At 68.0% G+C, this 17,492-nt stretch carries 17 protein-coding genes; 14 read left to right on the top strand and 3 right to left on the bottom strand.

Features of this window, described 5'->3' with window-relative positions; all coding sequences use genetic code 11:
- The first annotated feature begins 107 nt into the window (after window positions 1-107).
- Genes ACEOAB_RS14530 through ACEOAB_RS14515 form a run of 4 tightly spaced genes read left to right on the top strand, consistent with a single transcriptional unit; the run spans window position 108 to window position 6,105 of the window.
- Window positions 108-1,022 carry an alpha/beta hydrolase gene (locus tag ACEOAB_RS14530; protein WP_413749079.1) on the top strand — a complete coding sequence of 305 codons (915 nt, stop codon included), beginning with the start codon at window positions 108-110 and terminating at the stop codon, window positions 1,020-1,022.
- Entirely contained in the window at window positions 1,019-2,389 is a 1,371-nt protein-coding gene (locus ACEOAB_RS14525; protein WP_495653808.1) for an SWIM zinc finger family protein, read from the top strand. The genes ACEOAB_RS14530 and ACEOAB_RS14525 overlap by 4 nt, the downstream gene beginning before the upstream one ends.
- On the top strand, window positions 2,386-5,187 hold the full coding sequence (locus ACEOAB_RS14520) for a DUF6493 family protein (RefSeq protein WP_495653807.1): 2,802 nt from the start codon (window positions 2,386-2,388) through the stop codon (window positions 5,185-5,187). The genes ACEOAB_RS14525 and ACEOAB_RS14520 overlap by 4 nt, the downstream gene beginning before the upstream one ends.
- A 42-nt stretch (window positions 5,188-5,229) precedes the next feature.
- On the top strand, window positions 5,230-6,105 hold the full coding sequence (locus tag ACEOAB_RS14515) for a YbgC/FadM family acyl-CoA thioesterase (RefSeq protein WP_413749066.1): 876 nt from the start codon (window positions 5,230-5,232) through the stop codon (window positions 6,103-6,105).
- Here the strand turns inward: ACEOAB_RS14515 and ACEOAB_RS14510 are convergent.
- Complete coding sequence (locus ACEOAB_RS14510) at window positions 6,099-7,007, bottom strand: hypothetical protein (protein ID WP_495653806.1); 909 nt, start codon at window positions 7,005-7,007, stop codon at window positions 6,099-6,101. The genes ACEOAB_RS14515 and ACEOAB_RS14510 overlap by 7 nt on opposite strands.
- Before the next feature lie 147 nt (window positions 7,008-7,154).
- Complete coding sequence (ygfZ, locus tag ACEOAB_RS14505) at window positions 7,155-8,081, bottom strand: CAF17-like 4Fe-4S cluster assembly/insertion protein YgfZ (RefSeq protein WP_056597047.1); 927 nt, start codon at window positions 8,079-8,081, stop codon at window positions 7,155-7,157.
- A 113-nt stretch (window positions 8,082-8,194) separates the two neighbouring features.
- Here ygfZ and mltG point away from each other — a divergent pair, with 113 nt between their 5' ends.
- The 7 genes from mltG to ACEOAB_RS14470 all read left to right on the top strand — a co-directional run bounded on the left by mltG (window position 8,195) and on the right by ACEOAB_RS14470 (window position 13,034).
- On the top strand, window positions 8,195-9,220 hold the full coding sequence (gene mltG, locus ACEOAB_RS14500) for an endolytic transglycosylase MltG (protein ID WP_056597045.1): 1,026 nt from the start codon (window positions 8,195-8,197) through the stop codon (window positions 9,218-9,220).
- The gene (tmk, locus tag ACEOAB_RS14495; RefSeq protein ID WP_056597043.1) at window positions 9,217-9,873 is read left to right on the top strand and encodes a dTMP kinase; all 657 of its coding nucleotides are present in this window, start codon (window positions 9,217-9,219) and stop codon (window positions 9,871-9,873) included. Before mltG ends, tmk begins: the two co-directional genes overlap by 4 nt.
- Window positions 9,870-10,883: a DNA polymerase III delta subunit-related protein gene (locus ACEOAB_RS14490; protein WP_495653805.1), complete on the top strand. Its 1,014-nt coding sequence runs from the start codon at window positions 9,870-9,872 to the stop codon at window positions 10,881-10,883. The genes tmk and ACEOAB_RS14490 overlap by 4 nt, the downstream gene beginning before the upstream one ends.
- A complete protein-coding gene (locus ACEOAB_RS14485) occupies window positions 10,880-11,260 on the top strand; it encodes a PilZ domain-containing protein (RefSeq protein ID WP_007827708.1) in 381 nt (126 codons plus the stop codon). Before ACEOAB_RS14490 ends, ACEOAB_RS14485 begins: the two co-directional genes overlap by 4 nt.
- A gap of 84 nt (window positions 11,261-11,344) precedes the next feature.
- Window positions 11,345-12,151 carry a TatD family hydrolase gene (locus tag ACEOAB_RS14480; protein ID WP_056597039.1) on the top strand — a complete coding sequence of 269 codons (807 nt, stop codon included), beginning with the start codon at window positions 11,345-11,347 and terminating at the stop codon, window positions 12,149-12,151.
- On the top strand, window positions 12,148-12,828 hold the full coding sequence (locus tag ACEOAB_RS14475; protein ID WP_007827713.1) for an ankyrin repeat domain-containing protein: 681 nt from the start codon (window positions 12,148-12,150) through the stop codon (window positions 12,826-12,828). The genes ACEOAB_RS14480 and ACEOAB_RS14475 overlap by 4 nt, the downstream gene beginning before the upstream one ends.
- Window positions 12,829-12,842: 14 nt before the next feature.
- On the top strand, window positions 12,843-13,034 hold the full coding sequence (locus ACEOAB_RS14470) for a DUF4124 domain-containing protein (protein ID WP_235508055.1): 192 nt from the start codon (window positions 12,843-12,845) through the stop codon (window positions 13,032-13,034).
- Window positions 13,035-13,179: 145 nt separating this feature from the next.
- On the opposite strand, the gene ACEOAB_RS14465 is transcribed toward ACEOAB_RS14470, so the two are convergent.
- Window positions 13,180-13,872: a GntR family transcriptional regulator gene (locus ACEOAB_RS14465; protein WP_056597035.1), complete on the bottom strand. Its 693-nt coding sequence runs from the start codon at window positions 13,870-13,872 to the stop codon at window positions 13,180-13,182.
- Window positions 13,873-13,965: 93 nt separating this feature from the next.
- Here ACEOAB_RS14465 and araD point away from each other — a divergent pair, with 93 nt between their 5' ends.
- From araD to ACEOAB_RS14450, 3 genes are read left to right on the top strand one after another with little or no spacing between them, the layout of a single operon-like run.
- The gene (gene araD, locus ACEOAB_RS14460) at window positions 13,966-15,693 is read left to right on the top strand and encodes an L-arabinonate dehydratase (protein WP_056597034.1); all 1,728 of its coding nucleotides are present in this window, start codon (window positions 13,966-13,968) and stop codon (window positions 15,691-15,693) included.
- Between the two features lie 52 nt (window positions 15,694-15,745).
- Window positions 15,746-16,456 (top strand): ribonuclease activity regulator RraA, encoded by a 711-nt coding sequence (locus tag ACEOAB_RS14455; protein WP_056597032.1) that lies wholly within the window; start codon window positions 15,746-15,748, stop codon window positions 16,454-16,456.
- Window positions 16,457-16,496: 40 nt separating this feature from the next.
- Window positions 16,497-17,477, top strand: a complete 981-nt coding sequence (locus ACEOAB_RS14450; RefSeq protein WP_056597029.1) for a Bug family tripartite tricarboxylate transporter substrate binding protein — start codon at window positions 16,497-16,499, stop codon at window positions 17,475-17,477.
- Window positions 17,478-17,492: the final 15 nt, after the last annotated feature.

Here is a 17,492-nt window from a genome sequence, read left to right as displayed (position 1 = left end):
GATTGCCGACCAGCCCAATCTAACAAGAGCGATCAGTCTTGCACACGAAAGAAACCCTTGCCGTTGTCGCGACCGGAACACCGCCGGCCACGCGGCTCACACCGAAGATGGCCGGCGTGGTGGAGCGCATGGCGCGCGCCGGCCACCCCCCGCTCGACCGGCTCACGCCCGAGGAGGCCAAGGCCTCCTACGAAAAGGGCGCCGGCGTGCTCGAAGTACCCAAGCCCGAACTGGCGCGGGTCGAAGACTTCAGCATCGAGGCACGCGACGGGCATGCGATTCCGGCGCGGCTGTATGCGCCGTCCGTCGACGCGCTGCCCGCGCTGATGTACTTTCACGGTGGCGGCTTCACCGTCGGCAACATCCGCACGCACGACACGCTGTGCCGCGTGCTGAGCCTCAAGAGCGGCTGCGCCGTGGTGTCGGTCGACTATCGCCTGGCGCCGGCGTACAAGTTTCCCACCGCGTCCAACGACGCATGGGACGCCTTCGCCTTCCTGGCCCGCGAAGGCGGGCGCGTCGGTGTCGATCCGCGGCGCCTGGCGGTGGGCGGCGACAGTGCAGGTGGCACGCTGGCGGCCGTCTGCGCGATCCTTGCGCGTGACGCGGGCCTGCCGCTCGCGCTGCAGATGCTGATCTACCCCGGAACCACCGCGCACCAGAACACGGCCTCGCATCTGCGTCATGTCGATGGTCCGCTCTTGACCAAGTCGATGATCGATTTCTTCTTCGCGCAATACGTCCGCACGCCGGCCGACCGCGACGACTGGCGCTTTGCGCCGCTGCTGGCCGATGATGTCGAGGGCGTGGCGCCGGCCTGGATCGGCCTGGCCGAATGCGATCCGGTGGTCGACGAAGGCATCGCCTACGCCGACAAGCTGCGCGCCGCGGGCGTGCCGGTCGACCTGGAGATCTACCGCGGCGTGATCCACGAATTCATCAAGATGGGGCGGGCGATTCCGGAGGCGCTGCAGGCGCAGCAGGACGCGGCCCGCGCACTGCGCGAGGCCTTGCAGCCTTGAGCGCTGTCACACACGCCTACCGGTACGCGCACATGTCGGCCACGCTGGCGGAGCCGTCGGGCCCGCGGCTGAGTCTGGCAACGTCCAGCCTGCAGGCCGATGGCGGCACGGCGCATCCGCATTTCTTCGAGGGCCGCCTGTTGCAGCCCCGGCTCTACGCGGAACTGCTCAGCGCCGTTCACCTGGTGGTCGGCTCGCGCTTCTTCACGCCAGCCAACAGTGTTGCGCGCGCCGTCGCGCTGGCCGATCCCGTGGTCACGGCCGGCGGCGAGCTGTTGCGCTTCGAGGGTTTCTCGGCCTGCTGCAGCTGCTATGTGCGTGTGGACCTGCTGCCCGATGCCTATGACGGACAGGTGGTCGGCAAGGGCACGACCAATGTCGATTTCAACGCCCCGATGCGCGCCGCGCTGGCCCGGCTGCGCGACGCCGACGGGCTGGCACTGTCGGTCGGGCGCGACGCGCTGACGCTGCAATCGGGCGGCGGCGAGGTGGTCGAGCGCAAGGTGGCGCTGCCGTTGCGCTGGCTGCGCGGCATGGTCGAGGTGCAGTCGTACCTTGCCGGCATGCGGCCTCGCTTAGAACTCAAGGGGCTGGAGGGCCTGCGTTTTCTTCGCACGCTGCCCAAGGCATCGACCAGCCGCACTCCCCTTTGGGTGGCGCCCTCGCCGAAGGGGCCGTTTACCACCACGCGGCCACATCCGCAGGGCGTGCGCGTGACCGACACCAGCCGGCTGCGGGTGCTCGAAGCACTGCTGCCCAAGGCGCGCAGCCTCGCCGTGCATGCCGACGAGACACAACAGGCCAGTGCATGGGTACTCGCGTTTCCCGGCGCGCGGCTCACGCTGGCGCTCAGTGCGGAGCCTTGGCGCGGCTTTTCGGGCGAAGGGCAGGCGCTGCGCGCACTGATGCGCATGGACGACGAACGCGCGGTGGCGCTGGTGAGAGCGCAGCTGAACTGGCAGACGGTAATCGACCCGGCGGCCCTGGCGTACACGCTGGGCATCACCGAGGCGAGCGTGGACGACAGCCTGCGAATCCTCGGTGCTTCGGGCCTGGTGGGCTTCGACGTGGTCGAGCGGCGCTACTTCCACCGTGTGCTGCCGTTCGACCTGTCGTCGGTCGAGGACATGCATCCGCGCCTGGCCGATGCGCGCGAACTCCTGGCTCGCGGCGCCGTCAGCATCGCGAATGCCAGCCCGGTCGAGGCTCAGGTGAGCAGTGCGGGCAGCGTGTACAGCGTGCGCGAGATCGACGGCGAACTGCGTTGCACCTGCCCCTGGTATGCAAAGCACCAGGGCGAGCGCGGCCCCTGCAAGCACGTATTGGCGGTGGAGGCTTCAGCCTCGGCTGCGGAAGGCGATCGATGAGAAACGCAGAAGAACTGCCGGTGTTAGTGCCGGCCGGCGCGCTGGAACAGGCGGTGCACCGGGGCGATTTCGAGGCCGCGATCGCCGCCCTGCAGGCCATGCCAGCGGCCGGCCGCAAGGCATGTGCCGAATCGCTCGAGAAGATGGGCCAGATCATGCGCTCAAGCCACTGGCAAGGCAGCCCGTATGCACGCCAGTGGGGCGGCGAGGCGCAGGCGGCGCAATACCGCGCCCTGCAGGGGGCCATGGTCGTTTGCATGGGACCCGAGGCTTTGCTCGATCACGCCGGTCCCCAGGTCGCCCTCGACCCGGAAACTGCCGCGGCGCTATGCAAGCGGTTCGGCATCGACGCCGCCGGCTGGCGTGCCGCACTGCAAAAGGCGGCCGAAGCGACGCTGCGCACTTTCGTCGCCCACATCCTGCCGGTGCAAAACCTGGTGGCCGCGGGGCTGATCGACCGGCCGCAGGGCGACGACTACGCCATTGGCCTGATGGCCCTGCCGCGTGCCTCGTATCGCTCGGCCACCATGGACCGGCATTTCGACCGCGACCCCGGCCTGTATCAAGCCGTGCTCCGCCTGTTCGATGTGGAGGGAACGAGCGAGCACAACCTGTCGGCGGTGGACAAATACAACCACTCGCCGGAGAACTCCTGGTCGCACATCTTCATCGAGGGCGTGGCGCGGGGCGAATTCACGCGGGAGCAACTGCTCGAAAGGGCCCTCGGCACGCTCGAGAAAGACTGGCCGCAATTCCGCGCGGGCTGGTTCTCGCGCTTTCACGAGACCCTGGCTCCCTCCGCGAGCGAGATGGCGCCCCTTGCCGCGCGCTATCTGGGCCTTTGCCAGAGCCGCATTCCGCCGACCGTGGCACTGGCGCTCGGCGCGCTGAAAACGCTGCATGCGGCGAAGCACATCGACGGAGCCTCGCTGCTGGGCGCGTTGAGGCCGGTGTTCTATGCGAGCGCCAAGTCGCAGGTCGATGCGGCGCTGAAGCTGGTCGAGGCCGTCGTCAAGCGAGAACCCGCCCTGGCACATGAAGCCTCGGCGTTGGCGCTGCACGGACTGGTGCACGAGGCGGCCGAACTGCAGAAGAAGATCATCGAGCGGCTCGATGCCTGGGGCATGGACGACGCTGCACGCGGTGAGCTGGCGGCACACATCGGCAGCGTGGCAACGGTCAACCGACCGGCGCTTGGGGCGCTGCGCGGCGTCGGATCCGACGCCGCGGCCCCTGCGCCGGCAACGGCCGGGTCATTGCCGATGGGGAGCGGCCCGATGGATCCGCTCGACGCCGGCCGCGCGCTCGCGCCTGTCACCGATCCCGCCGAGCTGACCGAACGGCTGGCCTTCGTGCTGGAGAACCCCAACGACACCGACGAACTGGAGCGCGTCGTCGAAGCGCTGGTGCGCATGGCACCGCTGCCGGAAGCGCTGGTGAAGCAGTGCGCGCCGGTGGTCAAGCGTGCCCGCAAGCTGCTGCGCAGCGAGGTGCCGAGCCGGCTGGCGAGGCTGCTGGTCTTCGTCGCGAGCGCAGAGCGGTTGCCCGATCTGCGCGACAACCCGCACCGCAGCGGCCTGCAGAAACCGCAGGCCGACGAATTTCTGGCTCTGCGGGTGGACGACCTGATCAATCAGGCCGCGCAGGGCTGGGGCCTCGCGCCGCTGGCATCGGCCACGCATGCGCGCGGGTTCATCGACCCGGCGGTGTTCATCGAGCGCATTGCGGCGTATCAGGGGCGCGGGGCGCAGCCATGCCTGGGCGAGCAGGTGCGGGGCATGCTGCGGCTGGCTCCGCCGCAGGGACAAGGCGCAGCCATCTTGCGCGAGAAGGCTCGCCAGTTGGCCGATGCCCCTCTGGTGCGCGCGTTGCGCCACGCGCTGGGCGAGGATGGCGTCGCCATTTCCGCCAAGGCGGACGAGGCGCAACAGGCCCTGTTCGCGACCGCGGCACGCATCCGCCACCCCGGCGGCGACGATTCGCGCGTGCTGGATGCCTGGGGTGACCTCGGGCCCGACGGGGCGAGCGCAGCCCGCTACACATGGTCGGTGAATGCCAGGAGTTCCACCTACGAAGGCAAGACCTACATTCACCACGATTTGCAGTTGGCGTCCGCCGCGGTGCACCCGGACACGCCGCACGCGCTGGTGGCCGTGCGCCGCGCCGGCATGGACGGCGCCCATGACGAGGCGTTGTTGCGCCATGCCGCCACGGTGCTGCCGTCGTCGCTTGAGAGTTTCTTCGCCGATGGCTGCCGGCAGATAGGCAACAACCTCGACTGGTGGGAAGCACAGTGGCAAAACCGGGCCTACCTCATGCCGCTGCTCGATCCCACGGTCCCCGTCACTGCTTCGCAGCCGATGGCAGTGCTGCTGCTTGCACTGGCGCTCGCCGGCAAGGAGCCGGGCCAGACGGCGCTTGCGGTCGATGCGCTGGTGCAATCCTTTACCGAAGGCCGGCTCGACGTGCCGGCGCTGGGAGCGCAATTGCGTGCGCTGCTGGCGTCGTCGCTCACGATGGCCAAGCGCCATGGCAAGAGCCTGGAGGCGGCGGTACGGGCCGATACACGGCTGGCTGCGCCGGTCTTCGACCTTCTCTGCGACATGCTGGCGGCCGATGCCGGAAATCCGCCCAAGGACCTGGCTGCGCTGATGGAACTGCTGCTCGAGATTGCGCTGAGTTCGCAGCGGACGCTGCCCGCGCCAACGCTGGAGCTGCTGGCAGGGCTCGAGCTCGGTGGCAAGGGCCGTGCGGTGCGCAAGAGCCTGTTGGCGCTGGGCGCAGGCGCTCGGGGCTGAAGCGTCCGGTTCCTACAATTCCAACCCTTTCCGGAGACAAGAATGCAACGCAGCGATTTCCGCTTCTTCCACCGCCTGCGCGTACGCTGGGCCGAAGTCGACATGCAGAAGATCGTCTTCAACGCGCACTACCTGATGTACTTCGACACCGCCATCTCGGACTACTGGCGCGCCTTGGCGCTGCCGTACGAAGAGGCGATGCATGCGCTGGGCGGCGACCTCTACGTGCGCAAGGCCACCATCGACTTCCGCGCCTCGGCGCGCATGGACGACATGCTGGACATGGGCGTGCGCTGCGCGCGCATCGGCAATTCTTCGATGGTGTTCGAGGGCGGGTTGTTCCGGCAGGACCAGTTCCTGGTCGGCTGCGAGCTGGTCTACGTGTTCGCCGACCCGGCGACGCAGACCTCGAAGCCGGTGCCTGCTGTGCTGCGAGAAGTGCTGACCGGCTACGAGGCCGGCGAGACGATGCGCACCGTCGAGACCGGCGACTGGGCCACCCTCGGCGAAGGCGCTGGCGCCCTGCGGCGCGCGGTGTTCATCGAGGAGCAGAACATTCCCGAAGCGATGGAATGGGACGCGCAGGACGCCGTGGTGCTGCACGCGGTGGCGCGCAACCGCATCGGGCAGGTCATCGCCACAGGGCGGTTGCTGGCGGCCGAGAACGGCGTCTCGCACATCGGCCGCATGGCGGTGCACCGCAACCTGCGCAGCGGCGGGCATGGCGCTGCGGTGATGCAGGTGCTCGAAGACGCCGCCAGGGCGCGCGGCGACAGCGTGGTGGCGCTGAATGCGCAGCGCAGCGCCGAGCGTTTCTATGCGCGGCTGGGCTATGTGCCGCACGGCGACGGCTTCGAGGAGGCCGGCATCCCGCACATCGAGATGCGCCGGTCCCTTCTTCCTTCTTCTCCTCAATAGCGCGCGGGCGGGTCCGGCACGTAGCCCGGCTCCGAACCCGGGAACGGCGACGGACCGGCCGGACGCGGCCAGCGCGGCGCGGGCGGCACCGGGATCACACCCGCGGCAACGAGGTTCTCGCGGCTGTCGTAGCGGATGCGGACCACTTCGTCGGGCGACGGCTGCGCGCGCTCGAAGGTGGTCTTGCCGACGTACGAGGTTTCGCGGCGGCCGTGCGCGGTGCCCAGGCTCGGGCTGGGCGCGGACTGGCGCAGGCTGCCCGCGGGGGATTCCGCCGCCGCGGCGGCACCGTCGGCCGAACGCGCCTTCGCGCGCGCATCGCCCAGGGACGACGACTCGCTTCGGCGCTCGCGCTCGCCGTGTTCGTCGCGGTACGGAAAAGGCGTGACCGGCGGCGGGAGCGGCTCGGGCATGCGCTCGCGAAACATCGCGACGCCGATCACGCCCACGTCGTCCGGGCGGCCCGTGCGGCTCGCATAGGAGTTGCCGGCCGCGGCGAACTCGAAGGCCGCGATCTGCGAATCGCTCTTGCGCCACCCAGTGATGTCGCTGCGTTCGCCTCCGCTGAACACATAGCCGTTCTGCCCGACACCGGCCGTTTCACCCGTGACGACATTGATGCCGTCCACCGACATCACGGCCATGATGCGTTCACCCATCGTGTTGCGCGCCCGGATGGCGTAGCGCGCACCGGGGCGACCGGCTACCCAGTATTCACCGCGGTGGCGGTAGATCGGCAGTTCGGTGCCGGTGCCGCGGTCGACCACGCTGATCTGCATCAGCGAGCCGATGCGGCTGGACGGCGTGGGCGGGGCGTAAGGCCGCTCCGGGCTCTGCGCGCAGGCCGAGAAGGAGGCCGCGGCGCTCAGGGCCAAGGCGGTGGAAAAGAGTCTGCGCTTCATGGTGTCTTCCTTGCCGGGAGTTGATCGGTGCAGGCTTCTACGGCGCTGCATCGGCGGCAGGGTTAAACGACGCGCAAAAAAATGGCGCCATCTGTTCGATAGCGCCGAACGCCCCTTTTCTTCAAGGGCGTTGGGGGGATGGGAGACTCAGATGTCCTCGAGCAGGGGGTAGGGCAGCGGATCGACCGTGAGTGCCGGGCCGTCGGCCGCGCCCGCGCGCAGGCCACCGGCCTCGAGCGCGGCGATCTGCATCGAGACCAGCGCGGACCAGCCGCCGTCTGGCGCCGGCGCGGCCTGCGCCACGATGCCCACGGGCTGCTCGGCATCGGCGGCCGCGAACACCTCCTGTCCGGCGGAGACGGCCGCATCGGCCTGCACGAGGTAGGTGCGCCGCTTCAGCGTGCCGCGGAACTGGCTGCGCGCGACCACTTCCTGGCCGGGGTAGCAGCCTTTCTTGAAGTTCACGCCGCCGACCGATTCGTAGTTGATCATCTGCGGCACGAAGGCGTCGACGATCGGCGTGGTCAGCGTCACGATGCCGCTGCGCACCTCGCTCCACTGCCACAGGGCGGCATCGAGCGCGGGGCCCGTGGGTGCGGCGTGGCCGGCCGGCGCGATCCAGAGCGCACGCGGCACCCCGTCGGCTGGATACAGCGACACGGCGCTGACGTCATCGCCGACGGCCGTGCGCTTGCCGGGCGAGGCGGCGGCGTCGAGGCCGTTGCCGGTCAGGGCAGTGCCAGCCAGGCCATACAGCGCAAACTGGTCGGTGGCATCGGTCAACTTGGCCTTGGCACGCAGCACGAACATCGACAAGCGCTTGAGCGTCGCGGCCAGGATGTCGCGGCTGCACACCAGCAGGATCAGCTCGGGTTGCGGCTTGATGCCGATGAAACTTGCGATCACACGGCCCTTGGCGGTGCACAGCGCAGCCAGCCGGGCGTCGGAGGCGCCGAGCAGCGAAAAGTCCTGGGTCAGCTGGCCGTGCAGGAAGCTGGCGGCGTCCGGGCCCTCGGCACGGATCACACCGAGGTGGGAGAGGGCGGTCACGCCATTGAGAACGACTGTGGTCATCGCTGAATTATCATGGCCGGGCCTGTTCCTTCGGGGCGGCAGGGGCTCCTTCCCTGCAGCCTGCGAATCCACCGGTTTTCTCCGGCTTTTTCCGTCTTCCCCACATCGGATCCGTGCGCAGCTTCTTCCTTACGCTTTTCCTGCTTGCCGCCCTGATCGCGCTCGCGCTTGGCGGCGCCGGTCTCTGGTGGGTACACCAGCCGCTCAAGCTGCCGGCGCCCAGCGTCGACCTGTCTGTCGAGCCCGGCACCACGCCGCGCGGCATCGCACAAGCCGTGGCCGACACGGGCGTCGACGTGCAGCCGCAGTTGCTCTACCTGTGGTTCCGCATCTCGGGACAAGACCGCCAGATGCGCGCCGGCAGCTACGAGCTGGAACGCGGCGTCTCGCCCAAGCTACTGCTCAACATCCTGGTGCGCGGCGAGGAAGCCACGCGCAGCCTGGTGCTGGTCGAGGGTTGGAACATCCGCCAGGTGCGCGCCGCGCTCGCCAAGGCCGACCAGCTCAAGCCAGACAGCGTGGGCCTGACCGACGAGGCGCTGATGGCCAGGCTGGGCAAGCCGGGCCTGCACCCGGAAGGGCGCTTCTTTCCGGACACATATACCTACTCGAAAGGCTCGACCGACATCGCCCTGATGCAGCGCGCGATGCGGGCCATGGACAAGAAGCTCGAAGCCGCCTGGGCCGCCCGCGCCTCCGATCTGCCGTTGAAATCGGCCGATGAGGCGCTTATTTTGGCCAGTATTGTCGAAAAGGAGACAGGCAAGGCCAAAGACCGCTCGGAAATCGCGGCTGTCTTCACCAATCGCCTGCGCATCGGTATGCCGCTGCAGACCGACCCGACGGTGATCTACGGCATGGGCACCGCCTTCGACGGCAACCTGCGCAAGAAAGACCTGCTGACCGACACGCCCTGGAACACGTATACGCGCGGCGGGCTGCCGCCGACGCCGATTTCCATGCCCGGCAAAGCCGCGCTGCTGGCAGCGGTGCAGCCCGCGCAGAGCAAGTCGCTGTACTTCGTCTCGCGCGGCGACGGCACAAGCCAGTTCAGCAGTTCGCTCGACGACCACAACCGCGCGGTCAACCGCTATCAGCGCGGCGGCGGCAGCGATTCCAAACCGAAGGCAACCCAATGAGTGACAACGGCCTGTTTCTGACGCTCGAAGGCATCGACGGGGCGGGCAAGTCGAGCCATCTCGATGCGCTGGAGGCTCTGTTCAGGACGCAGGGCCGCGAGGTCGTGCGCACGCGCGAGCCAGGCGGTACGCCGCTGGCCGAGACGCTGCGCGGGCTGATCCTCGAGCAGCCGATGGACCCGCTGACCGAATCGCTGCTGGTGTTCGCGGCGCGGCGCGACCACATCGCGCAGGTCATCGAGCCGGCGCTGGCGCGTGGCGACGTGGTGCTGTGCGACCGGTTCACCGACGCGACCTTTGCCTATCAGGGGGCGGGGCGAGGCTTCGATGAAGCCGTGCTTTCGACGCTCGAACAATGGGTGCAGGCGGAGGCGGGCAGGGCGGCGCTGCTTCAGCCGCATATCACGCTGTGGTTCGACCTCGCGCCCGGGATCGCCGCGCAGCGATTGGCCGGCGCTCGCGTGCCCGACAAGTTCGAAGCCCAGCCCGTCGAGTTTTTCAGCCGCGTCGCCCGGGGCTACGCGGCCCGCGCGGCCGCTGATGCGACGCGCTTCGTGCGCATCGATGCCAGCCAGTCGCGCGACCAGGTGTGGCAGCAGGTTGAAACGGCATTGGTGGCGCGTGGCGTGCTGAACAGCGGAATTGCCCGATGAGCGTGCCGGCTCTGTCCCCCTGGCTGCGCCAGCCGCTCACCGAGTTGCTGCGCCAGCGCGGCCATGCCTGGCTGCTGCAAGGTCCCTCCGGCATCGGCCAGTACGAACTGGCGCTGGCGCTCGCGTCCGCATGGCTGTGCGAGCAGCCGACGCAGGAGGGCACGGCCTGCGGCCACTGCGCCAGCTGCCATGCCATCGAGGTTCGCACCCATGCCGACCTGTGCGTGCTGATGCCCGAAGTCGCCATGCAGGAACTGAACTGGCCGCTCGACGAGAAGGCGCAGGCCGACATCGACGACAAGAAACGCAAGGCCAGCCGCGAGATCCGCGTCGAGGCAATGCGCGACGCGGTCGGGTTTGCGCAGCGAACCAGCGCGCGCGGCCGTGGCAAGGTGGTGCTGGTGTATCCGGCCGAGCGCATGAACACCATCACCGCGAATGCGCTGCTGAAAACGCTCGAAGAGCCCGTCGGTGATGTGCGCTTCGTGCTCGTCAGCGAGGCCGCGTGGCAACTGCTGCCGACCATCCGCAGCCGCTGCCTGGGCTTCACGCTGCCCTGGCCTGAAACCGCCGAGGCCGAAGCCTGGCTGGCCGCGCAGGACGTGCCCGCCGCCGATGCGGCCGCATTGCTGCGCGCCGCCGGTGGCCGGCCGAGCGACGCCTTGCGGCTCGCGCGCTCGGGTCAGTCGCCCAAGGCCTGGTCCTTGCTTCCCAAGGCCATGACGCGTGGCGACGTGGGCGCGCTGGCCGATCACGCGCCGGCGCAGGCCGTCGGTGCGCTGCAGAAGCTTTGCCACGACCTGATGGCTGTCGGCAATGGTGCCGCGCCCCGGTTCTTCGACGCCGCCGACCTGCCCGCCGCGCCGTCGCGGCTGGCGCGGGCGCGCGGGTGGAAGTGGTTGGCAAGTGCCGCGAGAACCGCGGAACACCCGTTCAATGCGGGCCTCATGCTGGAAGCGCTTGTGAGCGAAGCGCGAACCACCCTAAACTCTGCCGCTCGTCGCCCATGAACCAACCTGTCGCCTCCGCCGTTCCCAACGCCACGCCCGCCCGGCCGAGCGTCATTCAACTCGCCATCAAGGAGAAGGGCGCGCTGTACGCGGCTTACATCCCTTTGTTTGCAGAAGGCGGCATCTTCATTCCGACCACGCGCGAATACCGGCTCGGCGACGATGTCTACGTGCTGCTGACGCTGCCCGAAGACCCGCAGCGCTATCCGGTGGCCGGCAAGGTCGCCTGGATCACGCCATCGCGTGCGGCTGGCAACCGGGCGCCAGGCGTGGGGATCCGGTTCCCGTCCGACGAAAAATCGCGCCAGCTCAAGGCACGCATCGAGGCCGCACTGGGCGGTTCGATGGCCTCCGACCGTCCCACGCAAACCATCTGAGTTTTCCGCCGTCCCCGTGACGCGGAACTCCGTCGACGGCACCACCTCCCACCAGGGAGTGCGCCGCGCACTTCACCATTTCCGATGTTCACCGATTCCCACTGCCACCTCACGTTCCCCGAGTTCGCGGACCAGATGCCGCAGATTCGTGCCGCCATGGCCGCCGCGCAGGTCGACCGGGCGCTTTGCATCTGCACCAAGCTCGAGGAGTTCGACGACGTGCAGGCGCTGGCCGCCAGCTACGACAACTTCTGGGCCAGCGTCGGCGTGCACCCCGACAACGAGGACATCGCCGAGCCCAGCGTCGAAGACCTGGTGCGGCTGTCGGCCCGGCCCCGCGTGGTCGCCATCGGCGAGACCGGCCTCGACTATTACCAGATGGAGGAACGCAAGGGCGGGCGCAGCATCTCCGACATGGAATGGCAGCGCGACCGCTTTCGCGTGCACATCCGCGCCGCTCAACAGACCCGCAAGCCGCTGATCATCCACACCCGCGAGGCCTCGGCCGATACGCTGGCGATCCTCAAGGAGGAGGGCGAGGACGGCGCCAGCAGGGCGGCCGGCGGCGTGTTCCATTGCTTCACCGAAACCGCCGAGGTGGCGCGCGCGGCGCTCGATCTGGGTTTCTACATCTCGTTCTCCGGCATCCTGACCTTCAAGAAGGCCCAGGATCTGCGCGACGTAGCCGCTTTTGTGCCGCTGGACCGCATGCTGATCGAGACCGACAGCCCTTATCTCGCGCCCGTGCCGTACCGCGGCAAGACCAACAATCCGTCGTACGTGCCGTTCGTGGCACGGCAGATCGCCGAGCTGCGAAAAGTGCCCGTGGAGGCCATCGCCAAGGCCACGAGCGACAACTTCGAAACGTTGTTCAGGGATGTTAAATCATGAAGAACTACATCAAAAAATCGCTTTACCTTATTGTTTTTGCTGCATCTTTTTCAGTGCATGCCGGTTCGTTCGAAGACTTCTTCCGGGCCGTGCGTGGAGACAACGCCAGCGGCGTGCGCACGCTGCTGCAGCGCGGTTTTGATCCGAACACGCGTGACGAGCACGGCCAGACGGGTTTGCTGATCGCATTGCGTGAGCCTTCGCCGAAAGTGATCCAGGTGCTGATCGAGTCGCCTCAGACCAATGTGGACCTGGCCAACGCCAAGGACGAAACCCCGCTGATGCTGGCCGCGATCAAGGGCCAGCAGGACCTGGTCACACAACTGCTGAAGCGCGACGCTGCGGTCAACAAGACGGGTTGGACGCCGCTGCACTACGCCGCGACCAGCGGCCAGTTGACCATCATGAAGGTGCTGCTCGACAACTACGCATTCATCGATGCGCAATCGCCCAATGGCACCACGCCGCTGATGATGGCTGCGATGTACGGCTCGAGCGAGGCGGTGAAGTTGCTGCTGGCCGAAGGCGCGGATACGACGATGAAGAACCAGCTGGGCATGACGGCCGTCGACTTTGCCAACAAGGCGAACCGTCCGGAAGCGGCGTCGTTGATCACTGCGGCGGCGGCAGCCAAAGCCAATGCGCCCAAGGCGATCCCGAAGGACGGCAAATGGTGAGGCCGGCGGGCGCCATGTTGCTGGCGTTTGGACTGGTGGGTTTCGCGTCTGGCGCGATGGCGCAGCATTCGATCTACAAGTGCGTCCAGGGCGGCAAGGTCGCTTATTCGAACGAGCCGTGCCCGGACGCGAAGAAGATCGAGGTCAAGCAGACGAAGGGCGTGAACTACGAAGGCCGGGGTTCGGGGGGCGCGCTGAAGCGTTGATACCGGCTGGGGGTGCCTCGTTGTGCTCATCTGAAATGAACACAATGTGCATTATGTTAAATTCAGAACGCGGAGAATCCTGCGCGAGATAGCCGCCCTGGCCTGCGGCTGCAAGCGGTGGCGGTGATCTGGCGAATGGTTCCGATCAGGACGTGGCCACGTAGTCCGGATATTGCCGGCAGATCTCGTCCACCGCGCTGAGCGTGCCCGACAGGTGCCTGCGCAATGCCGCTTGCGCGGCCGCCGGGTCCTTCGCCTCGATGCCGCGCACGATGGCGCGATGGTCGCGCAGGATCGCCTCGGTCTTGCCGGCGGTGGGCAGGTGCAGGCGGCGCAGCCTGTCGACGTGGCCCGAGACACGCCCTACCAGCTCCCACAGGCTGGCGACGCCGCCGGCCTCGTACATCAGGTGATGGAAGGCGCGGTCGGCGCCGACGAAATCGCCATAGCGCTGTGCTGTCGACAACGCCACCTGCTGCGCGATGACGGCCTTCATCTGCTCGACCAGCCCCGCTGGCGCCTCCAGCGCGAGCTGGTGCACCAGTTCCAGCTCGATCGAGCGGCGCAGGAAATGCGCCTCCCGCGCCGCCGCGATGTCGATGCGGCTGACCAGCGTGGCGTGCTGCGGGAACACGTCCACCAGTCCTTCCTCGTTGAGCCGCAGCAGCGCTTCTCGCACCGGGGTCTGGCTCACGCCGAAGCGATCGGCCAGTTCCTGCCGCGCCAGCACGGTACCCGGCACCAGGTCCAGCGAGAGGATGGCGTCGCGCAGCTTCTCCGTCACCTGCGGCGCGGCGAGGCGGGTGCGGTCGAGTCGAAATTTTGGAAGGGCACTCATCGGGCCGGATTGTGGCATTGACGTACTAATATATTAGTGTTTTAATCCCGCCGGCATTGCCCCGCCGCGCCTCGCGCCCACAGAGACACCCCCATGAAACGCCCCTACGAATCCCTGCGCAGCGCACGCTGGTTCGCACCCGACGACTTCCGCTCCTTCGGCCACCGCTCGCGTGTGCTGCAGATGGGCTACAGCCACGCCGACTGGATGGGTAAGCCGCTCATTGCCATCGTCAACACCTGGAGCGATGCCAACCAGTGCCACTCGCACTTCAAGCAGCGGGTGGACGACGTCAAGCGCGGCATCCTGCAGGCCGGCGGCTTCCCGCTCGAACTGCCGGCCATTTCGCTGTCGGAAAGCATGGTCAAGCCCACCACCATGCTCTATCGCAACTTCCTGGCCATGGAAACGGAAGAGCTGCTGCGCAGCCACCCGGTGGACGGCGCGGTGCTGATGGGCGGCTGCGACAAGACCACGCCCGGCCTCACGATGGGCGCGATCAGCATGGGCATCCCCTTCATCTACCTGCCCGCCGGCCCCATGCTGCGCGGCAACTGGAAGGGCAAGGTGCTGGGCTCGGGCTCCGACGCCTTCAAGTACTGGGACGAGCGCCGCGCCGGCCGGCTGAGCGACCAGGCCTGGGCGGAGATGGAAGCAGGCATCGCGCGCAGCCACGGCACCTGCATGACCATGGGCACCGCGGCCACCATGATGGGCATCGCCGAGGCCGTCGGACTCACCCTGCCGGGCGCCTCCAGCATTCCCGCGGCCGACGCCAACCACATCCGCATGAGCGCCGACTGCGGCCGCCGCATCGTCGACATGGTGTGGGAAGACTGGACGCCCGCGAAGATGCTCACGCGCGCCAGCTTCGAGAATGGCATCGCCTGCGCGATGGCCATGGGCTGCAGCACCAACGCCATCGTCCACCTGATCGCGATGTCGCGCCGCGCCGGCCATGCGGTGAGCCTGGACGCCTTCGACGACTTCAGCCGCCGCGTGCCCGTCATCGCCAACATCCGCCCCAGCGGCGACGCCTACCTGATGGAAGACTTCTTCTACGCCGGCGGCCTGTCGGCGATGCTGGAGCGCATCCGAGGCCACCTGAAGACCGAAGCGCTGACGGTCAACGGCCGCACGCTCGGCGAGAACATCGCGGGCGCCGAGGTCTACAACGACGACGTCATCCGTCCGCTCGCCAACCCCATCTACGCCGAAGGCGCGCTGGCCGTGCTGCGCGGCAACCTTGCGCCCGACGGCGTCGTGATCAAGCCCAGCGCCTGCGCGCCGCACCTGCTGCGGCACACCGGCCGCGCACTGGTGTTCGACGACTATCCGTCGCTCAAGAAGGCGGTCGACGACCCCGAACTCGACGTGACGGCCGACGACATCCTGGTGCTGCGCAACGCCGGCCCGCGCGGCGCCGGCATGCCCGAGTGGGGCATGCTGCCGATTCCCACCAAGCTGCTCAGGCAGGGCGTGACAGACATGCTGCGCCTGTCCGACGCGCGCATGAGCGGCACCAGCTACGGCGGCTGCCTGCTGCACTGCTCGCCCGAGGCGGCCATCGGCGGCCCGCTGGCGCTGGTGAAGACCGGCGACCGCATCACCGTGGACGTGCCCGCACGGCGCATCCACCTCGACGTCGACGACACGGAATTGGCCCGCCGCAAGGCCGCGTGGACGCCGCCGCCGCCCCGCTACGGGCGCGGCTACGGCTGGATGTTCGGCCGCCACATCAAGCAGGCCAACGAAGGCTGCGACTTCGACTTCCTCGAAACCAGCTTCGGCAAGCCGGTGGCCGAACCCGACATCTTCTGACGCGCCCGCCCTCCTCCCCTTTTTCTCATTCTTTCGACAACGGAGACAACACGTGAATCCCGCCACTCGCGACCTGCTCATGAAGGTGAGCACCGCCACCCTGTGCACCGCCCTGTTCAAGCGCGGCCTGCGCAACCAGTTCATCCAGGAGGTGCGACCGCTCGACGCCGGCCTGCCGAACATGGTGGGCGAAGCCTTCACGCTGCGCTACATGCCGGCGCGCGAAGACCTGAATCCGATCAGCGTCTTCCTCGATCGCGACCATCCGCAGCGCAAGGCAGTGGAGCAATGCCCCGAAGGCGCCGTGCTGGTGATCGACAGCCGAAAAGATGCGCGGGCCGCATCGGCCGGCGGCATCCTGGTCACGCGGCTGATGAAGCGCGGCGTGGCCGGGGTGGTGACCGACGGCGGCTTCCGCGACAGCCCCGACATCGCCAAGCTGGGCTTCCCGGCCTATCACCACCGCCCGAGCGCGCCGACCAACCTCACGCTGCACCAGGCCATCGACATCAACGTGCCCATCGGCTGCGGCGACGCGCCGGTGTTCCCTGGCGACGTGATCGTGGGCGACGCGGAAGGCGTGATCGTCATCCCGGCCCACATGGCCGACGAGATCGCCGCCGAGGCGACCGAGATGACCTCCTTCGAGGACTTCGTGCAGGAAAAGGTGCTCGAAGGCCGCTCCATCCTCGGCCTGTATCCGCCCACCGAGGAACAAAGCCGCGCCGACTTCGCGTCCTGGCGCAGCGCCCGTGGCCGCTGAAGCCCTTTCTCTTTCCCCCAATTCCCGAGGAGACAAATCCATGAGATTCATCCGTGGCGCCGCGGCGCTGTTCCTGGCTGCGCTCGTCCCCGTGGCCACCTGGGCCCAGGCCTCCGATTGGCCGGCCGCCAAGCCGATCGTCTACGTCGTGCCCTTCACCGCCGGCGGATCCACCGACATCGTGGCGCGCACGCTGGCCCAGAAGCTGGGCGACAGCCTCAAGCAGTCGGTGGTGGTCGACAACAAGCCCGGCCAGGCCGGCGGCATCGGAGCGGCCTACGTCGCCAAGGCCAAGCCCGATGGCTACACGCTGCTTGGCGGCACCATCAGCACGCACGCCATCAACGCGAGCCTGTACAAGAACCTGCCCTACGACCCAATGAAGGACTTCGAGCCCGTCTCGCTGGTCGCGCGCCTGCCCAACGTGCTGATCGTCAACAGCCAACTCGGCGTGAACTCGGTGGCCGAACTGGTGGCGCTGCTGAAGAAAGACGAGAGCAAGCGCACCTTTGCCTCTTCCGGCGCCGGGACCTCCACCCACCTGGCCGGCGAGATGTTCGGCGACCTCATCGGCGTGAAGCTCACCCACGTGCCGTACAAGGGCACGCCGCCGGCCATGACCGACGTGGCCGCTGGACTGGTGCCCTTCATGTTCGACCAGGTAACGGCCGCACTGCCGCTGGTGAAGAGCGGCAAGCTCAAGCTGCTGGCGGTGACCACGGGCAAGCGCATCGCCCTGGCGCCCGAGTTGCCGACCATGATCGAATCGGGCATTCCAGGCTTCGAGATGTCGTCGTGGCAGGCCGTGTACGCGCCCAAGGGCACACCCAAGCCGATCGTCCAGCGCCTGAATGCCGAGATCGTCAAGGCGCTCAAGCAGCCCGACGTGCAGGCCCGGCTCTCGGACCAGTTGGCGATGGAGATCGTGGGAAGTACGCCGGAAGAACTGCGTGATCACATGGCCAGGGAAATTCCGCGCTGGGCCGCGCTGGTGAAGAAATCGGGCGCCGTGGCCGACTGACGGACCACCCTCTTC

This window comes from Variovorax sp. Varisp53 (assembly GCF_059491555.1).
This window is presented reverse-complemented; position numbering and strand designations above follow the sequence as displayed.

What these genes read in the sequence shown, in the direction of transcription:
- ACEOAB_RS14530 (WP_413749079.1), top strand. Translation starts at nt 108, where the DNA reads ATGGCCGGCGTGGTGGAGCGCATGGCGCGCGCCGGCCACCCCCCGCTC.
- ACEOAB_RS14520 (WP_495653807.1), top strand. Translation starts at nt 2,386, where the DNA reads ATGAGAAACGCAGAAGAACTGCCGGTGTTAGTGCCGGCCGGCGCGCTG.
- ACEOAB_RS14515 (WP_413749066.1), top strand. Translation starts at nt 5,230, where the DNA reads ATGCAACGCAGCGATTTCCGCTTCTTCCACCGCCTGCGCGTACGCTGG.
- ACEOAB_RS14510 (WP_495653806.1), bottom strand. Translation starts at nt 7,007, where the DNA reads ATGAAGCGCAGACTCTTTTCCACCGCCTTGGCCCTGAGCGCCGCGGCC.
- ygfZ (WP_056597047.1), bottom strand. Translation starts at nt 8,081, where the DNA reads ATGACCACAGTCGTTCTCAATGGCGTGACCGCCCTCTCCCACCTCGGT.
- tmk (WP_056597043.1), top strand. Translation starts at nt 9,217, where the DNA reads ATGAGTGACAACGGCCTGTTTCTGACGCTCGAAGGCATCGACGGGGCG.
- ACEOAB_RS14490 (WP_495653805.1), top strand. Translation starts at nt 9,870, where the DNA reads ATGAGCGTGCCGGCTCTGTCCCCCTGGCTGCGCCAGCCGCTCACCGAG.
- ACEOAB_RS14485 (WP_007827708.1), top strand. Translation starts at nt 10,880, where the DNA reads ATGAACCAACCTGTCGCCTCCGCCGTTCCCAACGCCACGCCCGCCCGG.
- ACEOAB_RS14480 (WP_056597039.1), top strand. Translation starts at nt 11,345, where the DNA reads ATGTTCACCGATTCCCACTGCCACCTCACGTTCCCCGAGTTCGCGGAC.
- ACEOAB_RS14475 (WP_007827713.1), top strand. Translation starts at nt 12,148, where the DNA reads ATGAAGAACTACATCAAAAAATCGCTTTACCTTATTGTTTTTGCTGCA.
- ACEOAB_RS14470 (WP_235508055.1), top strand. Translation starts at nt 12,843, where the DNA reads ATGTTGCTGGCGTTTGGACTGGTGGGTTTCGCGTCTGGCGCGATGGCG.
- ACEOAB_RS14465 (WP_056597035.1), bottom strand. Translation starts at nt 13,872, where the DNA reads ATGAGTGCCCTTCCAAAATTTCGACTCGACCGCACCCGCCTCGCCGCG.
- araD (WP_056597034.1), top strand. Translation starts at nt 13,966, where the DNA reads ATGAAACGCCCCTACGAATCCCTGCGCAGCGCACGCTGGTTCGCACCC.
- ACEOAB_RS14450 (WP_056597029.1), top strand. Translation starts at nt 16,497, where the DNA reads ATGAGATTCATCCGTGGCGCCGCGGCGCTGTTCCTGGCTGCGCTCGTC.